General features: G+C 60.5%; 16 protein-coding genes and 1 other RNA gene. 10 read left to right on the top strand and 7 right to left on the bottom strand.

Translation table 11 applies throughout. The features are described 5' to 3' along the window. The first annotated feature begins 207 nt into the window (after positions 1-207). From AABC73_RS09015 to hemN, 4 genes are all read left to right on the top strand, one after another. Complete coding sequence (locus AABC73_RS09015) at positions 208-2,655, top strand: heavy metal translocating P-type ATPase (protein ID WP_341523283.1); 2,448 nt, start codon at positions 208-210, stop codon at positions 2,653-2,655. A gap of 25 nt (positions 2,656-2,680) precedes the next feature. Further along, positions 2,681-2,896, top strand: coding sequence for a cbb3-type cytochrome oxidase assembly protein CcoS (ccoS, locus tag AABC73_RS09010; RefSeq protein WP_065836332.1), 216 nt, complete (start codon positions 2,681-2,683; stop codon positions 2,894-2,896). A 120-nt stretch (positions 2,897-3,016) separates the two neighbouring features. After that, positions 3,017-3,700, top strand: a complete 684-nt coding sequence (locus tag AABC73_RS09005) for a sulfite exporter TauE/SafE family protein (protein ID WP_341523282.1) — start codon at positions 3,017-3,019, stop codon at positions 3,698-3,700. A 73-nt stretch (positions 3,701-3,773) separates the two neighbouring features. Further along, a complete protein-coding gene (gene hemN, locus AABC73_RS09000; RefSeq protein ID WP_341523281.1) occupies positions 3,774-5,156 on the top strand; it encodes an oxygen-independent coproporphyrinogen III oxidase in 1,383 nt (460 codons plus the stop codon). Positions 5,157-5,207: 51 nt separating this feature from the next. Here the strand turns inward: hemN and AABC73_RS08995 are convergent, their stop codons facing one another. Further along, complete coding sequence (locus tag AABC73_RS08995) at positions 5,208-5,687, bottom strand: chemotaxis protein (RefSeq protein ID WP_341523280.1); 480 nt, start codon at positions 5,685-5,687, stop codon at positions 5,208-5,210. Between the two features lie 155 nt (positions 5,688-5,842). Between AABC73_RS08995 and fnr the strand changes: the two genes are divergently transcribed. Both fnr and AABC73_RS08985 read left to right on the top strand, forming a co-directional pair. After that, entirely contained in the window at positions 5,843-6,577 is a 735-nt protein-coding gene (fnr, locus tag AABC73_RS08990; RefSeq protein WP_341523279.1) for a fumarate/nitrate reduction transcriptional regulator Fnr, read from the top strand. A gap of 67 nt (positions 6,578-6,644) precedes the next feature. Continuing rightward, positions 6,645-7,190 carry an adenine phosphoribosyltransferase gene (locus tag AABC73_RS08985; RefSeq protein ID WP_341523278.1) on the top strand — a complete coding sequence of 182 codons (546 nt, stop codon included), beginning with the start codon at positions 6,645-6,647 and terminating at the stop codon, positions 7,188-7,190. 51 nt (positions 7,191-7,241) lie between these two features. Here AABC73_RS08985 and recR read toward each other — a convergent pair whose 3' ends face one another. The 4 genes from recR to dnaX all read right to left on the bottom strand — a co-directional run bounded on the left by recR (position 7,242) and on the right by dnaX (position 11,641). Then, on the bottom strand, positions 7,242-7,844 hold the full coding sequence (recR, locus tag AABC73_RS08980; protein ID WP_341523277.1) for a recombination mediator RecR: 603 nt from the start codon (positions 7,842-7,844) through the stop codon (positions 7,242-7,244). A gap of 63 nt (positions 7,845-7,907) precedes the next feature. After that, positions 7,908-8,942: an NADP-dependent oxidoreductase gene (locus tag AABC73_RS08975; RefSeq protein WP_341523276.1), complete on the bottom strand. Its 1,035-nt coding sequence runs from the start codon at positions 8,940-8,942 to the stop codon at positions 7,908-7,910. A 157-nt stretch (positions 8,943-9,099) separates the two neighbouring features. After that, positions 9,100-9,426 carry a YbaB/EbfC family nucleoid-associated protein gene (locus AABC73_RS08970; RefSeq protein ID WP_020292807.1) on the bottom strand — a complete coding sequence of 109 codons (327 nt, stop codon included), beginning with the start codon at positions 9,424-9,426 and terminating at the stop codon, positions 9,100-9,102. Between the two features lie 64 nt (positions 9,427-9,490). After that, the gene (dnaX, locus tag AABC73_RS08965) at positions 9,491-11,641 is read right to left on the bottom strand and encodes a DNA polymerase III subunit gamma/tau (protein ID WP_341523275.1); all 2,151 of its coding nucleotides are present in this window, start codon (positions 11,639-11,641) and stop codon (positions 9,491-9,493) included. 164 nt (positions 11,642-11,805) lie between these two features. On the opposite strand from dnaX, the gene AABC73_RS08960 reads away from it, so the two are divergent. The 3 genes from AABC73_RS08960 to AABC73_RS08950 all read left to right on the top strand — a co-directional run bounded on the left by AABC73_RS08960 (position 11,806) and on the right by AABC73_RS08950 (position 14,919). Then, positions 11,806-12,576 carry a transporter substrate-binding domain-containing protein gene (locus AABC73_RS08960; protein ID WP_341523274.1) on the top strand — a complete coding sequence of 257 codons (771 nt, stop codon included), beginning with the start codon at positions 11,806-11,808 and terminating at the stop codon, positions 12,574-12,576. A gap of 67 nt (positions 12,577-12,643) precedes the next feature. Next, complete coding sequence (gene acpA / locus AABC73_RS08955) at positions 12,644-14,320, top strand: acid phosphatase (protein ID WP_341523273.1); 1,677 nt, start codon at positions 12,644-12,646, stop codon at positions 14,318-14,320. 104 nt (positions 14,321-14,424) lie between these two features. Continuing rightward, positions 14,425-14,919, top strand: coding sequence for an N-acetylmuramoyl-L-alanine amidase (locus tag AABC73_RS08950; protein WP_341523272.1), 495 nt, complete (start codon positions 14,425-14,427; stop codon positions 14,917-14,919). Between the two features lie 222 nt (positions 14,920-15,141). Here the strand turns inward: AABC73_RS08950 and AABC73_RS08945 are convergent, their stop codons facing one another. Continuing rightward, positions 15,142-15,681, bottom strand: coding sequence for a DinB family protein (locus tag AABC73_RS08945; RefSeq protein WP_341523271.1), 540 nt, complete (start codon positions 15,679-15,681; stop codon positions 15,142-15,144). A gap of 136 nt (positions 15,682-15,817) precedes the next feature. Then, an RNA gene (ffs, locus tag AABC73_RS08940) (signal recognition particle sRNA small type) lies at positions 15,818-15,914 on the bottom strand. A gap of 467 nt (positions 15,915-16,381) precedes the next feature. Here ffs and AABC73_RS08935 point away from each other — a divergent pair. Further along, the gene (locus AABC73_RS08935; protein WP_341523270.1) at positions 16,382-16,645 is read left to right on the top strand and encodes a hypothetical protein; all 264 of its coding nucleotides are present in this window, start codon (positions 16,382-16,384) and stop codon (positions 16,643-16,645) included. The last annotated feature ends 49 nt before the right edge of the window (positions 16,646-16,694 follow it).

Genomic DNA, 16,694 nt, shown 5'->3' with positions numbered 1-16,694 from the left:
CAAAAACAGGCGGAAAAGCGGAGTCTAGGTGTTCTAAATGAGCATTTTCCGCCTGTTTTTAACGCAGTATTGCCGAGCGCAGTAGTTTTCACACAGTCTGTGTGGGAGCGAACTTGTTCGCGAAACAATATCCCTGAATCCGCAGGTCCGACGTCTCGCCAACAAGTTGGCTCCTACAACATGTGATGCTCTGCCAAATAAGACCCGATGACCAAACCAACCCCGTGCTACCACTGCGCCCTGCCCGTTCCGCCCGGTAGCCGTTTTACCGCTGTCGTGCTCGGGCAAAGCCGGGAGATGTGCTGCCCTGGCTGTCAGGCCGTGGCCGAAGCCATTGTCGCTGGCGGGCTCGAACACTATTACAGCCACCGCAGCGAAGCCTCGGCCAATCCCGAAACGCTGCCGGTGCAACTGGTCGACGAGCTGGCCCTGTATGACCGCCCCGACGTGCAGGCACCTTTCGTTCGTCATGACGGCGAGCTGTCGGAAACCACGCTGCTGATGGAAGGCATCAGCTGCGCCGCTTGCGGCTGGCTGATCGAGAAACACCTGCGCAGCCTGCCGGCAGTCGCCGAAGCGCGTCTGAACCTGTCCAATCACCGCCTGCATGTGCGCTGGGCCGATAGCCAGTTGCCGTTGAGCCAGATGCTCAGCGAACTGCGCCATATCGGCTACGTCGCCCATCCATACCAGGCTGATCGCGCGGCAGAGCAACTGGCGGGCGAGAATCGTCTGGCCTTGCGCCAACTGGGCGTCGCCGGCCTGCTGTGGTTCCAGGCGATGATGGCAACCATGGCCACCTGGCCGGAATTCAACATCGATCTCAGCCCGGAGATGCACACCATCCTGCGCTGGGTCGCGCTGTTCCTGACCACGCCGATTGTGTTCTACAGCTGCGCACCGTTCTTTCGCGGTGCCATGCGCGACCTGCGCACCCGCCACCTGACCATGGACGTATCGGTATCGCTGGCCATTGGCAGCGCGTACATCGCCGGCATCTGGACCGCGATCACCGGCAATGGCGAATTGTATTTCGACGCGGTCGGCATGTTTGCGCTGTTCCTGTTGGCCGGTCGCTATCTGGAACGGCGTGCCCGGGAACGCACCGCTGCGGCAACGGCGCAACTGGTCAACCTGCTGCCCGCCTCGTGCCTGCGCCTGAGTGCTGACGGCCAAAGCGAACGCATCCTGCTCAGCGAACTGCGCATGGGCGATCATGTGCTGGTGCATCCCGGTTCGGTGCTGCCGGCGGATGGCCGCATTGTCGAAGGCCAGTCCAGCGTCGATGAGTCATTGCTGACCGGCGAATACCTGCCGCAGCCTCGGCAATCCGGGGATGCGGTCACTGCCGGCACGCTGAACGTCGAAGGCGCGCTGACCGTTGAGGTTCTGGCGCTGGGCCATGACACGCGGCTGTCCGCCATCGTCCGCCTGCTGGAAAGAGCCCAGGCCGACAAACCGCGACTCGCGGAAATCGCCGACCGCGCGGCGCAATGGTTCCTGCTGATCTCGTTGATCCTGGCGGCGGCCATCGGCCTGTTATGGTGGCAGATCGATGCGTCCCGGGCGTTCTGGATTGTCCTCGCCATGTTGGTCGCCACTTGCCCGTGCGCCTTGTCACTGGCGACCCCGACAGCACTGACCGCTGCCACTGGCACGCTGCACAAACTCGGTCTGCTGCTGACCCGTGGCCATGTGCTGGAAGGCCTGAATCAGATTGATACGGTGATTTTCGACAAGACCGGAACCCTGACCGAAGGCCGCCTCGTATTACGCAGCATCAAAACCCTGGGCAAGCTGGATGCGGACACCTGCCTGAGCCTGGCCGCCGCCCTGGAAAATCGCTCCGAACACCCCATTGCCCGAGCGTTCGGGCGCGCGCCGGTCGCCGCTGAAGACGTTCATAGCCAGCCGGGATTGGGTCTTGAAGGCGTGGTCGACGGACAGCGACTGCGCATTGGTCAGCCCGAATTTGTCTGCACCCTCAGCGCCAGCGCTATTGCGCCGATGCCCGGTGATGCAGGCCAGCATTTGTTGCTGGGCGACAGCCAAGGGCCACTGGCCTGGTTCATTCTTGATGACCGCCTGCGCGACGACGCGTTCGAATTGCTGCAAGCCTGCAAGGCCCGTGGCTGGAAGACGCTGTTGTTGTCGGGGGACAGCTCGCCGATGGTCGCCAGTGTCGCGGCGCAACTGGGCATCGACGAAGCCCGGGGCGGCTTGCGTCCGGACGACAAACTGGCGGTGCTGCAACAACTGCACAGCGAGGGCCGTAAAGTGTTGATGCTGGGCGATGGCGTCAACGATGTGCCTGTGCTGGCCGCCGCCGATATCAGCGTTGCCATGGGCTCAGCCACCGATCTGGCGAAAACCAGCGCCGATGCGGTGTTGCTGTCCAATCGCTTGCAGGCGCTGGTCCAGGCCTTCAGTCTGGCGCGGCGTACGCGCCGGGTAATCATCGAGAATCTGTTGTGGGCCGGGCTGTACAATGGCCTCATGTTGCCGTTCGCGGCACTGGGCTGGATAACCCCGGTCTGGGCAGCCATCGGCATGTCGGTCAGTTCGTTGACCGTGGTGCTCAATGCCTTGCGCCTCACGCGAATGCCAGGCGTGCAAACGCCAGCGGTTGCCATCACCCGTCCGTTGCCGACATGAAACGGCGACCGGCTTCGGAGGCTTTATGCCAGCGCTTTACATCATGATCCCGGCGGCACTGCTCATCGTCGCCATCGCGATCTACATTTTCTTCTGGGCCGTGGACAGCGGCCAGTACGACGACCTCGACAGCCCGGCCCATAGCATCCTGTTCGACGATCAGGACCCGAATCATCAGGCGGCGGTGGACGAGGCTGCGCATAAAGGCCAGCAGCAAAGGAAAGATGAAACTGATGTGTAATCCTGTGGGAGCGAGCTTGCTCGCGAAAAGGCCGGACCCCCTTCAACATTTTCCTCATTCCAGGGACCGCTTTCGCGAGCAAGCTCGCTCCCACCATGATCGCCAACAGGCCAGCTTCTCATGACTGACCTCGCCCCGCTCCTCGTCTCGGCTGTCATTCTCGGCCTGCTGGGCGGCGGGCATTGTCTGGGCATGTGTGGCGGCTTGATGGGCGCGCTGACCCTGGCGATTCCCAAAGAACAACGCAGTCGACGCTTCCAGCTGCTGCTGGCCTACAACCTCGGGCGCATCCTCAGTTACGCCACCGCCGGGCTACTGATCGGCATGGCCGGCTGGGCGGTGGCCAACAGTCCGGCAGCCATGGTGCTGCGTGTCATCGCCGCGCTGCTGCTGATTGCCATGGGTTTGTACCTCGCCGGTTGGTGGAGTGGCCTGACACGCATCGAAAGCCTCGGTCGCGGCCTGTGGCGCCACATTCAGCCGGTTGCGAGCAAACTGTTGCCCGTGTCGAGCCTGCCCAGGGCAATGTTGCTGGGCGCACTCTGGGGCTGGTTGCCATGCGGGTTGGTCTACAGCACGCTGCTCTGGTCGGCCAGCCAGGGCAATGCGCTGGACAGTGCGCTGTTGATGCTGGCATTCGGCTTGGGCACCTGGCCGGTGCTGCTGGCGACAGGCCTGGCTGCCGAGCGAATGACGGCCCTGCTGCGCAAGCGCGGGGTGCGGATGGCCGGTGGTCTGCTGGTGATTCTGTTCGGTATCTGGACTCTCCCCGGCCCGCACCAACATTGGCTGATGGGCCATTGACCCACGTCAACACCCGAATTGATTGTGCTCCCTAGACTGACCGGCACTGCCAGTCTATCCGGGGAACGCCCGCATGCTCGACGCAATTCAATGGGATTCTGATCTGATCCGCCGCTACGACCTGGCGGGGCCGCGCTACACGTCCTACCCCACAGCCGTGCAATTTCAAACACAGGTTGGAGCGTTCGATCTGCTCCACGCCCTGCGCGACAGCCGCAAGGCCATGCGCCCCTTGTCGCTCTATGTCCACATCCCGTTCTGCGCGAACATTTGTTATTACTGCGCCTGCAACAAAGTCATCACCAAGGATCGCGGCCGCGCTCAGGCCTACCTGCAGCGCCTTGAGCACGAAATCCAGATGATCGCCTGCCATCTGGACCCGGGTCAGGTGGTGGAGCAATTGCACTTCGGTGGCGGCACGCCGACTTTCCTCAGCCATGACGAGCTGCGCCAGTTGATGGCCCAGCTGCGCAAGCATTTCAATCTGCTGGACGATGACTCGGGCGACTACGGTATCGAGATCGACCCACGGGAAGCCGACTGGTCGACCATGGGCCTGTTGCGCGAACTCGGTTTCAACCGCGTCAGCCTTGGTTTGCAAGACCTCGATCCGCAGGTGCAACGCGCAGTCAATCGTCTGCAGAGCCTGGAAGAGACCCAAGCCATCATCGAAGCGGCACGCACCCTGCAATTTCGTTCGGTGAATATCGACCTGATCTACGGCCTGCCCAAGCAAACCCCCGATGCCTTCGCCCACACCGTCGACGAAGTCATCACCCTGCAACCGGACCGGCTTTCGGTGTTCAACTACGCGCACCTGCCAGAACGCTTCATGCCGCAGCGCCGCATCGAAGCCGCCGACCTGCCTTCACCGGAAAACAAGCTGCTGATGCTTGAGCAAACCATCGAGCAGCTGACCAAGGCCGGTTACCGTTACATCGGCATGGACCACTTTGCCCTGCCCGATGACGAGCTGGCCGTGGCACAGGAAGAATTGACCCTGCAACGCAACTTCCAGGGTTACACCACTCATGGCCATTGCGACTTGATTGGCCTGGGGGTTTCCGCCATCAGCCAGATCGGTGATCTGTACAGCCAGAACAGCAGCGACCTCAACGATTACCAGAACCTGTTGGCCAGCGATCAACTGGCGACCAAGCGCGGGCTGATCTGCACGGAAGATGATCGCGTGCGCCGGGCGGTGATCCAGCAGTTGATCTGCCATTTCAGCCTGGACTTCGCCGATATTGAAACCGAATTCGAGATTGATTTTCGCGCTTACTTCAGCGAGCTGTGGCCCGAGTTGGCGACCATGGCCGCAGACGGCCTGATCGAGCTGGACGCCGACGGCATTCGTGTCATGCCGGCCGGGCGCTTGTTGGTGCGGTCGGTGTGCATGGTGTTTGACGCACATCTTTCGCAGCAGAATCGCCAGCGCTTTTCACGGGTGATATGACACGGGTGATCTGAGCGGATGGCTGCACCACTTCCAGCAGCAGGCGTGGCGCTACATCTTGGCCATGACCAGCATGCTGGCTTTCATTTTGTCAGCAGAACCGAGCTTGAGCTTGCTCATGACCGCCGACAAATCCGACGTGGTGTTGCTGATCTGACGCTGATAAATCGCCGATACCGTTTGCAGGGCCGAGACTTTGGCCTGGCGCATGTCCGGAGTCAGGTACTTGTCCTTCATGGCGGCCTGCAACTCCTTCTCCAGACGGTCCATACCTTTCTGGGACTCGCGTACGGCGGTCAGGATTTTCTGCACCGAATCCGGCAGGCCGCTTTCGGCAATGTCGGGATTGGTGGAACGCGCAAGCGCGGCCCGGGCCTGCCCCGCAGCGGACAAGGTGACTTGCACGCTGTCGCCGGTTTTGCTCGCACCGGTTGCCGTTTCGGCGGCGGCCGGTTCGCTGGAGCTGGTTTTCGCAGGCTTGTTGGCGCTGATAAACGCGTTACTGATGGCGGTAAGTGTTGGTGACCACATGAGTGTAAACCCCTGATCAGAAAGCCGATGATCCCGGAACTATCGGCCCGACTCGCCAAAACTTGATGCCGGGCATGTTTAATGGCGCTGGCCGGATTCCCTGCGGGTGAGTTACCCTTATAACTTATGTGTGTTTTCCCACAAGGATTAAACCAATGTCCGAGCCAGTCAAGTTGCGTGCTCATACCCAGGCTCACTGCAAGGATTGCAGCCTGGCGCCCCTTTGCTTGCCACTTTCCTTGAATCTCGAAGACATGGACGCACTTGACCAAATCGTCAAGCGTGGCCGCCCATTGAAAAAAGGTGAGTTCCTGTTCCGTCAGGGCGACACCTTTGTCTCGGTATACGCAGTACGTTCCGGCGCGCTGAAGACATTCAGTATCAGCGACGGCGGTGAAGAACAATTGACCGGTTTCCATCTGCCCAGCGAACTGGTGGGCCTGTCGGGCATGGATTCAGAGGCTTACCCGGTATCGGCGCAAGCGCTGGAAACCACGTCAGTCTGTGAAATTCCGTTCGAACGCCTGGACGAGCTGTCGGTGCAGTTGCCGCAGTTGCGTCGCCAGTTGATGCGGGTCATGAGCCGGGAAATTCGCGACGACCAGCAAATGATGCTGCTGTTGTCGAAAAAAACCGCCGATGAACGCATCGCGACGTTCCTCGTCAACCTGTCCGCCCGCTTCCGCGCACGGGGTTTTTCGGCCAACCAGTTCCGCCTGAGCATGTCGCGTAACGAAATCGGCAATCACCTGGGCCTGGCAGTGGAAACCGTATCTCGGGTGTTCACGCGCTTCCAGCAGAACGAGCTGATTGCAGCCGAAGGCAAGGAAATCCAGATTCTCGATCCTATCCAGCTGTGTGCACTGGCTGGCGGCGCTATCGAAAGCTGACAGTGCGATCCAGAGCGGGCGGCTATAGACTAGGCGCGCTATTCATTCCTGCCCTGGATCACCTTTTATGACTGTCGATCAATTCAGCTTCAAATCCCTGATCCGCCCTGTTGTGGATTTCCCCAAGCCAGGCGTGATCTTTCGGGACATTACCCCGCTCTTCCAGTCGCCCAAGGCCACGCGCCTGATCATGGACAGCTTCGTGCAGCGCTACATCTACGCCGACTTCACGCACATCGGCGCGATGGATGCCCGGGGTTTTCTGATCGGCTCGATCATCGCCTACGAGCTGAACAAACCGCTGATCCTGTTCCGCAAGCAAGGCAAGCTGCCTGCCGATGTCTTGTCCGAGGCGTACCAGACCGAATATGGCCAGGCATACCTGGAAGTTCACGCGGACAGCCTGTGCGAAGGCGATTCAGTGGTGATGTTCGATGACCTGATCGCGACTGGCGGCACCTTGATAGCAGCGGCCAACCTGATCCGCCGCATGGGCGCCGAAATCCATGAAGCCGCCGCGATTATCGACCTGCCGGAACTGGGCGGCTCGCAACGCCTGCAAGCCATGCAGATCCCGACGTTCTGCCTGACCGAGTTCGGGCTGACCGAATAGTGGGAGCGAGCTTGCTCGCGAACATAGAATCTCCAACGGATCTGGGGCGAACTACAACGCTATCGGCTTACGCCCTGCAAACGAATGCGCCAAGGTCCCGCCGTCCACCAGCTCCAGCTCGCCACCCAGTGGCACGCCGTGGGCGATGCGTGAGGTGATCAGGCCTTTGTTGGCCAGCAGTTGCGCGATGTAGTGCGCCGTCGCTTCGCCTTCCACCGTGGGGTTGGTAGCCAGGATGATCTCGGTGAAGGTGCCTTGCTCGGTGATGCGCGCCAGCAGTTGCGGAATGCCGATGGCTTCCGGCCCAAGCCCGTCGAGAGGCGAAAGGTGGCCCTTGAGCACGAAATAGCGTCCGCGATAGCCGGTCTGCTCGACCGCATACACGTCCATCGGGCCTTCGACCACGCACAGCAGCGTATCGTCGCGACGTACATCGGCGCATTGCGGGCAAAGGTCGTCTTCGGTGAGGGTGCGGCACAACCGGCAATGGCCGACGCCTTCCATGGCCTGGCTCAATGCCAGCGCCAGACGCGAGCCGCCGCTGCGGTCGCGCTCAAGCAGTTGCAGCGCCATACGTTGCGCGGTCTTCTGGCCGACACCCGGCAAAGTGCGCAAGGCATCGATCAACTGGCGAATCAGTGGGCTGAAGCTCATGGAGAAAGGTCCGACAAAAACACAAGACGCGGTTTATACCCGCGCCCTGTAGGCAGCGTCAATTCACGCGTTGGAAACCTTGATCACCAACTTGCCGAAGTTGCGCCCTTCGAGCAAACCGATGAAGGCCTCCGGAGCCTGCTCCAGACCGTCCACCACATCCTCGCGAAACTTCACCTTGCCGTCAGTCACCAGCGGCAGCATTGCGGTAATGAACTCGTCACGACGATGGCCATACGCCTCATAGACGATAAAGCCCTGCATGAGCGCGCGCTTGGTCAGTAGCGTGCGCATCAGCAGTGGAAGCTTGTTCTCGCCTTCTGCAACACCTTGAGCGTTGTACTGGGCAATCACGCCGCACAGCGGAATACGCGCTCGTGGATTGAGCAACGGCAATACCGCATCAAAGACTTTGCCGCCGACCAACTCGAAATAGATATCGATGCCGTCGCCACAGGCTTGCTTGAGTTCTTCGGCAAAATTCTCGCTCTTGTGATCGATACACGCATCGAAACCCAGCTCATCGACGACATAGCGGCACTTGTCGGCACCGCCCGCGACACCCACGACCCGCAAGCCCTGCAACTTGGCCACCTGACCCACCACGGAACCCACCGCGCCGGAAGCCGCCGCCACCACCAGGGTTTCCCCGGCTTTTGGCTTGCCGATGTCCATCAGCCCCATGTACGCGGTCATGCCGGGCATACCCAGCACGCCCACGGCCATCGACTCGCTGGGTAGGCCTTTGGGCACCGCTTGCAGCAGCGCGCCGTCGCTGATGCTGTGGGTCTGCCAGCCGGTCTGCCCGACCACCAGGTCGCCCGGCTTGTAGTTCGGATTGCGCGACTGCTCGACCACGCTCACCGCGCCGCCTTCCATGACGGCGTCGATCTCCACCGGATCGGCATAGGACGGGGCGTCGCTCATGCGGCCGCGCATGTACGGATCCAGCGACAGATACAAAGTGCGCAGTTGCACCTGACCGTCTTCCAGATCGGGCAATGCCTCGCGCTCGAGACGAAAGTTTTCCGGGGTTGGCGCACCGTTCGGACGCGAGGCCAGAACAATGCGCTGATTGAGAATTAATTCTTGGGTCATCGCACGGACTCCTTGGTGATGATTTCCACGGGTATGCAGAGCAGACCGTCATGTATGGTTGGCGTTCGGTCGGATTGGCCTGCGTCAACCTGTTATACGTCGTGCAGAAACAAAAATGCCAGGCACTTGGCCTGGCATTTTCGACACGCGGGTTCGATCAGAACGGCAGTTTCATGCCCGGTGGCAATTGCATGCCTGCGGTCATGCCTGCGGTTTTTTCCTGGCTGGCCTGTTCGATCTTGCGCACCGCGTCGTTGACGGCGGCGGCGATCAGGTCTTCCAGCACTTCCTTGTCTTCCTGCATCAGGCTGTCGTCCAGATTGATGCGCTTGACGTCATGACGACCGGTCATCACCACGCTCACCAGGCCTGCGCCTGATTGGCCGGTCACTTCGGCGTTGGCCAGTTCTTCCTGCATCTTGGCCATTTTTTCCTGCATCTGCTGTGCCTGCTTCATCAGGCCGGCCATGCCACCTTTCATCATGGGATATCTCCTCGCAAATCGATGTAGTTATCTGACGCGACACATTTGAGCGCCGCGCCGTCTGTTAAAGAGTCTGAGCCACCGGGGCATCTACAGGTTTAATCGTATCCTCCCGGATCACCGCGCCAAACTGTTGCAGCATCTGCTGGATGAACGGATCACCGTGGATCGACGCCTCGGCCTGTCGTTGACGCTCGCCACGCAGACGCGAAGCGGCCTGGGCCGGGGTTTCCTGCTCAGGCTTGATCAACTCGACACGCAAGTTGATGGTCCGGCCGCTGTACTGATTCAACGCGTCGTTCAGACGACGATGCTGAGTCGCGTTGTACAGCGCGCTGTGCGCCGGGTCCAGATGCAGCAGCCAAGCGTCGCCGTCCATCGCGATCAACGTACAGTTGGCGGCGATGCTGCCGGTCATGCCCGAAATCGGCAGTTTGAGGAACATCTGCAGCCATTCCAGCGCCAGACCGGTGGCCGGCATCAATGCCGGAGCGGGTTCTGCTTCGACCTCTTCGGCAACGCTTTCGTGCGCCAGCTCGTCAAGATAACTGTAGGACGCCGGATCGATGTCCACGTCCGGCTCGACATAATCGTCGTCCATCGGCGGTTCGTCGTCGCGGTCCATGGGCGCTGGCACGTAAGCGTGTTCGGGGATCGATTCCCGCACGGCCGGAGCTTCCACAATGACCGGGGCCTGTTCGGCGGCGGCTTCGGCCTGCGCTGTTTCAACTTCAGGCGCATCCGGCACCGGCGTCGCGGGTGCCGGGGTCGGCATCGGCGTCAGCTCGGGCTGCTCGGCCACGGTATCGAGCATCGGTTCTGGAACGGATTCCTGAACGGGGATGGGCTCGGCTTCCGGGTCGGCTTGAATCTCTGCCGCCAGCTCTACCGCTGGAGGCGCTGCCTTGGGTTCGTTCCACGGCAGATCGACCTCGGGCGCGGCCGGAGCTTCCACCACTGCCGGAGCGGGCTTTTCAATCACCGTTGGCTGAACAACCGGCGCACTGCTTGCCGCAGAAGCGGTTACTACCGGCGCGACAACTGCCGCACCGGCCACTGTTGGTCGGGAATCAACTGTGGCCTGATTGATCCCCACCGACTTTAACGGCTGACTCGGCGCTTCCGTGCTGTCCGCAGGCCGGAACGCCAGCATGCGCAGCAGGACCATTTCGAAGCCGCCGCGCGGATCAGGTGCCAAAGGCAGGTCGCGACGGCCGATCAGGCCCATCTGGTAATAAAACTGTACATCTTCGGCGGGCAACGCCTGGGCCAGCGCCAACACCCGATCACGATCGCCATGCCCGTTGTCGATCGCTTCCGGCAACGCCTGGGCGATGGCGACGCGGTGCAGCACATTGAGAATTTCCGAGAGCACGCCGTTCCAGTCCGGGCCTTGCTCGGAGAGATGGCGTACTGCTTCCAGCAAACTGCGCGCATCGCCGTCGATCAACGCGGTGAGGACGTCGAACACCTGACCGTGGTCCAGCGTACCGAGCATGGCGCGCACGTCGGCGGCCATGACTTTGCCTTCGCCGAAGGCAATCGCCTGATCGGTCAGGCTCATGGCATCGCGCATCGAACCATCGGCGGCGCGCCCCAGCAGCCACAGCGCATCGTCTTCAAACGGCACGTTTTCCACGCTGAGCACGTGAGTCAGATGCTCGACCACGCGTTCAGGGGTCATGTTCTTCAGCGAGAACTGCAGGCAGCGCGACAGGATGGTCGCCGGCAGCTTCTGCGGATCGGTGGTCGCCAGAATGAATTTGACGTACGGCGGCGGCTCTTCGAGGGTCTTGAGCAGCGCATTGAACGAATGGCTGGAAAGCATGTGCACTTCGTCGATCAGATAGACCTTGAAGCGTCCGCGACTCGGCGCGTACTGCACGTTGTCCAGCAATTCGCGGGTGTCTTCGACCTTGGTGCGGCTCGCGGCATCGATTTCGATCAGGTCGACAAAGCGGCCCTCATCGATTTCCCGGCACACCGAACACACCCCACACGGCGTGGAAGTAATGCCGGTTTCGCAGTTAAGGCATTTGGCTATGATCCGCGCTATGGTGGTTTTACCCACCCCGCGCGTGCCAGTGAACAGATAGGCATGGTGCAGCCGCTGACTGTCCAGCGCATTGATCAGGGCCTTCAACACATGAGTCTGGCCGACCATTTCGCGAAACGAGCGCGGACGCCATTTACGTGCAAGAACCTGATAACTCATCGAAAACCGTCGCAACTGGGAAGCGGAAGACCGCTAATGCTAGCGGAGCAAGGGCAAAATTGCATCTGGTGTCATTTCTAATCTGTCCTTCCCACTCAAATGAATGGCATAACTGCCGCTACAGTACCTATCATCAGCTTCATACTGCTCACCCTGAGGGCATCATGCGCGAACTGGTTTTGAGCATTTCGCTGGTGGTTTCCAGTTCCAGCCTCGCCGCTGAGACGCCCCTGCGCTTTTCTATCGCCGATAGCTGGTCAATGCCGTTGGTGAATATCGTCAACCGTCAGCCCAATGACGGGATTCTGTTCGACATCATGCAAAGCCTGGCGCGTCAGGTCGGGCGTACTGCCGAATATCACGTGCTGCCCCGACTGCGGGTTCAGGCGGCGCTGGAGCGCGGCGAAGTCAACGTTCGGTGCTACGCCGCGCAGGCCTGGACAGCCGGGCTTTCGGGGGATTACACCTGGAGCCTGCCGATCCTGATCCAGCGTGACGTGTTGGTGGCCGTGAACGATGACCGCAGGATCACCAGTCCGGCGCAACTGGCGCCAGGCGAAGTGATTGGCACAGTCCTGGGCTATAGCTATCCGGTGCTGCAGCCTTTCTTCAATCGGCGTCAACTGATCCGCGAAGACGCCCGCAATCAGGATCAGGTCCTGAAGAAACTTGCGGTCGGGCGCTATCAATATGCAGTGGCCAATAAAATGGCCTTGGACTGGTACAACCGCATCCATCCCGGCAACCCACCGCTGCGCACCGTGACTCAACTGACCGAACAACCGGCAGGCTGCATTGTGCGCAACGATCCGGATATTCCGGTGCAACGCCTGTTGCGCGTGCTGGTACGTATGTCGGTATCCGGCGAACTGCAACGGATCATCGACAAATACACCGCGCCGCTGCCCAGAGCGGGTGCATCGCTGTCGCAATAACGTCATAAAGCCCCGCTAGGCTCCTGCGAAACATCCTGCAACAATTTCGCAGCGAGTACGCATCAGCATGAGCGACCACCCGGACGACGACAACAAACCTGACGCCAGCAGACGGCGCTTCCTCGGCGGCGTCGCCGTGTTGGGCGCAAGCGCGACGCTTGGCAGCTACGTAAAAGCCGACGCGCGTGCGACTACAGCGACAATGGCACCGCTCAGCGGCGCGGCGCTGGACAAGGCACTGAGCGACAACGTGAAAACCGTGGTGGTGATCTACGCCGAGAATCGCAGTTTCAACAACCTGTTCGGCAATTTTTCGGGCGTGGAAAAGCCGCTGTCCGCGCTCAAACCCGAGGACTACCAGCAACGCGACCGCGACGGCTCGCTGCTGCAAAGCCTGCCGCCCGCCTGGGGCGGCGTGTTGCAGGTCGGGCCGCAGACCGTTGATGGCGTCACCTACCCGGCAGGCGGTCAATTCCAGGAAAACCTGCCCAATGCGCCCTACCCGCTCAAGGGAATGGATGGCGAGGACTTGCCGTTCGGCCTGGTGACCAGGGACCTGTGGCATGTGTTCTATCAGAATCAGATGCAAATCAACGGCGGCAAAAATGACCGCTTCGTCGCCTGGGCCGATGCGGGCGGCTTGACCATGGGCCACTACGCGCAAAGCCAATATTCGTTGCGCCTGTGGGACGTCGCCAAAGAATTCGTGCTGTGCGACAACTTCTTTCAGGGCGCTTTCGGCGGCTCATTCCTCAACCACCATTACCTGATTGCCGCCACCGCGCCGTTCTATCCGAATGCTGCGACCTCGGCGGCGAAATCGCAGATCGCCGCGCTGGAAAGCGACAATCCCCGTGACACACGGCTCAAACCGCTGGAGAAATCCCCCGCCAGCGCCATGACCGGGCCACCGCAATTCGGCCCCAGCGCGTTGACGCCGGACGGCTATGGCGTCAACACGCTGGCCCCACCGTATTGGCCGACCTGGCTGCGCGATCCGGAAAAACCGGACTACTCCAAGCCGGACCTGCCTAACGTGTTGGTGCCACAGAGCCATGAACACATCGGCGACAAACTAAGCCGGAAAAACGTCGATTGGGCGTGGTACGCCGGTGCCTGGCAAGTCACCCTCGACCAATTCAAGGATTCCACTGGCATCCCGAAGATCCCCAACTTTCAGTACCACCACCAGCCGTTCAACTACTTCGTTCAACAAGGCCCGCAGAACCCGGCTGAGCGCAAGAAGCGTCTGCGGGATGGCGGTCTTGGAGATGAATCGCGCAGCAACAAATTCCTCGCCGACGCCGAAGCCGGAAAATTGCCAGCCGTCACCTTCTACAAGCCGCAGGGCAATCTGAACATGCACGCCGGCTACGCCGATATCGCCGCCGGAGATCGCCACATCGACCGCGTCATCAAGGTGCTGCGCAACAGCCCGCAATGGGAAAACATGGTGATCGTCATCACCGTGGATGAAAACGGCGGTTGGTGGGACCACGTCGCGCCGCCCCAAGGCGACCGCTGGGGGCCAGGTTCCCGCGTGCCGGCGTTGGTGGTTTCGCCGTTCGCCCGCAAAGGCACGGTGGATCACACGCTGTACGACACCGCCTCCATCCTGCGTCTGATCACGCGTATTCACGGCCTGGAAAAGCTCAACGGCCTCCAGGAACGGGACAGCGCAATGATCGCGCGCGGCCAGGCGCCAATGGGCGATCTGACCAATACGCTGCAATTTCCCACATAAGCAGCTGACAACTCTGTCGGCCGCCGAGGCAAGCGGCCGACTTGTGCCCTGAGTACCGAACGTATTCCTTACAAGGTTCCAATAACCTTGCAAGGAATGCAGGCATGAACCCAGCAACAGCGACAGCTCCAACCCCGACGTTCAAGGATCGCGACAGCACCGACCTGATCGTCGTCCACTGCTCGGCGACCAAAGCCTCAGCCGACATTGGCGTGCGCGACATTACGCAATGGCATATCCAGCGCGGCTTCGACACCGTGGGTTATCACTACGTCATCCGTCGCAACGGCGAACTGGAAACCGGTCGCCCGGAAAGCGCCATCGGTGCCCATGTGCGCGGGCACAACAGCAATTCCATCGGCGTTTGTCTGGCAGGCGGCGTGGATGCGAACAACAAGCCCGAGAACAACTTCACCCCGGCACAATTCGCCACCCTTGAGCCCCTATTGCGCGAGCTGGGAAAACGTTATCCGCAGGCGAAGATTCTTGGTCACCGCGACCTGTCACCCGACAAGAACGGCGACGGCAAAATTACCCCGAACGAATTCATCAAGGCGTGTCCATCCTTCGACGTGGCGCAGTGGCTTAAGGATCTGTAGATACTTTGTTGCAGAGTTTGATGCCTGGTTATGCCATTCCCTGTGGGAGAGGACTTGTCCCCGATCACGCCTTCCCGGACAAGTCCGGTCCTACCGGCCTGCGCAAGACCGGTAGGAGGGGACTTGTCCCCGAAGAGGTCAGCCCGGCCAACCGCGATCTGCCTGAACCACTGCTATCGAGGACAAGTCCTCTCCCAAAAGCCCTTCCCCCCTCCCGCTGTTTCAGGCGACGAAATTGGGCACCAGCGCCAGCAAATCCGTCGAACCGACATCGACGCCTGCTTGCGTGAGCAGCGTCGTTGCCTGCCCGCGATGGTGCGTCTGGTGATTGAAAAAGTGGACGAGCAGACCGTAGAAATTACGCTCGGCCTTGATCCCGGTTGTATTGCTGTACGCCATCACCGTGTCCAGGTCTGCCTCGGTCAATGCGGCGGTCCACTCGACAATCACCTGATCAAGCAGCTGTCGCCGGGCCAGCAGCGCGTCCAGCTCGGTGAACAGCAACTGACTCAGGGCCTGCGGATCTTCCAGGCAGGTGATCGACTCAAGGCTTTTGTGCCCGGCCGAATGGCGGGCAAAGCGCTTGAGCCAGATGGTATCGGCGACAACCAGATGATTCAGCGTGCCGATGATCGAACCGAAAAATGCCTTGCGGTCGGCGCACAGTTCTTCGCAGGGAAGGCCTGCCGCAGCCTGATACACCTTGTCGTTCATCCAGCGGTTGTAGTCGGCCATCAGCTGCAAATGTTGGATTCGGTTCACGGCAAAATTCCCATGGCGAAGTAGCTTTATGCGAGACGCTAATGAGTCTGGACGATGCTGTCCATGGTATTGCCAGAGAATTTTTGGGGGTATGGCGAAGGAATTCTGATAGTACGAAGGGGCGTTATGGAGGCAACCCCACCAGCCACACCCCGGCACACAATGTTCCCGCTGTGGCTGCTTCCTTCCGGATCTGACCAGGTTCACGGGTAATCGTTGCGGGGGGACCGATGGGGTCACCATAACGACGCTCGCCTGTCGGCAAGCCGCGCCATTGTACCGGTCTGACGCGAAGTTACAACCCGTTACCCGGATAAAAAACTCGATAGCGCTCAAGCACTTGTGTGACGGGGGCTGGACGGGTTGCGGGCAGCGCAATCGAAGCTTTATAGTCGCGCCGTCGCTGCTTATCAGCGATCGGGTGTGGAAGCCCGGCTGTTCAAAGAGTACAGAGGTCATACCCATCATCGGAATCTGTTAAGGCGTTCGATGGATGCGTTATGGCGGCTGTGCGCTGGGGCACCTTCGGGTGCGCCGGGTTGCTCTTTGACCGGTCTTCCACACCCGCGCACAGCTGCCACCCACTCATGTGGAAGTGAGTTTTCGGCAGCCTCACTAGCAAAGAGAGATCGTTAATCATGCTCAAGATCACCCGCAATCCCCCTGCCCCATTCACCGCAGCCAACTGCGGAGGTGCAGCATGACCCGCTTCGTCCCGCTCAAAAGCAACAACACCGACACGCCCATCCTGCATATCGACAGCCAGGCACCATTGGATTTTCTGTTTGCCAGCGCTGACCGACGTATCCGCATGGCGCGGCATCTGCTGGAGTGTCTGGAAGGTGCCGACGACTGCGACGTTCGCTACATGGCCAATGCCGCGCTAATGCTGCTAAGCGACGGCTGCGACACCCTGGCTGCAGTGGAAAAGCAGGTGTTTAACCTGAGCGGTCCTTGGCACTAATTGCCATAATGTGCACCGACTACATTTCCTGTCAGACGGTGCGTTTAAT

The sequence above is a fragment of the Pseudomonas sp. G.S.17 genome (assembly GCF_038096165.1).
Classification (GTDB): domain Bacteria; phylum Pseudomonadota; class Gammaproteobacteria; order Pseudomonadales; family Pseudomonadaceae; genus Aquipseudomonas.
This window is presented reverse-complemented; position numbering and strand designations above follow the sequence as displayed.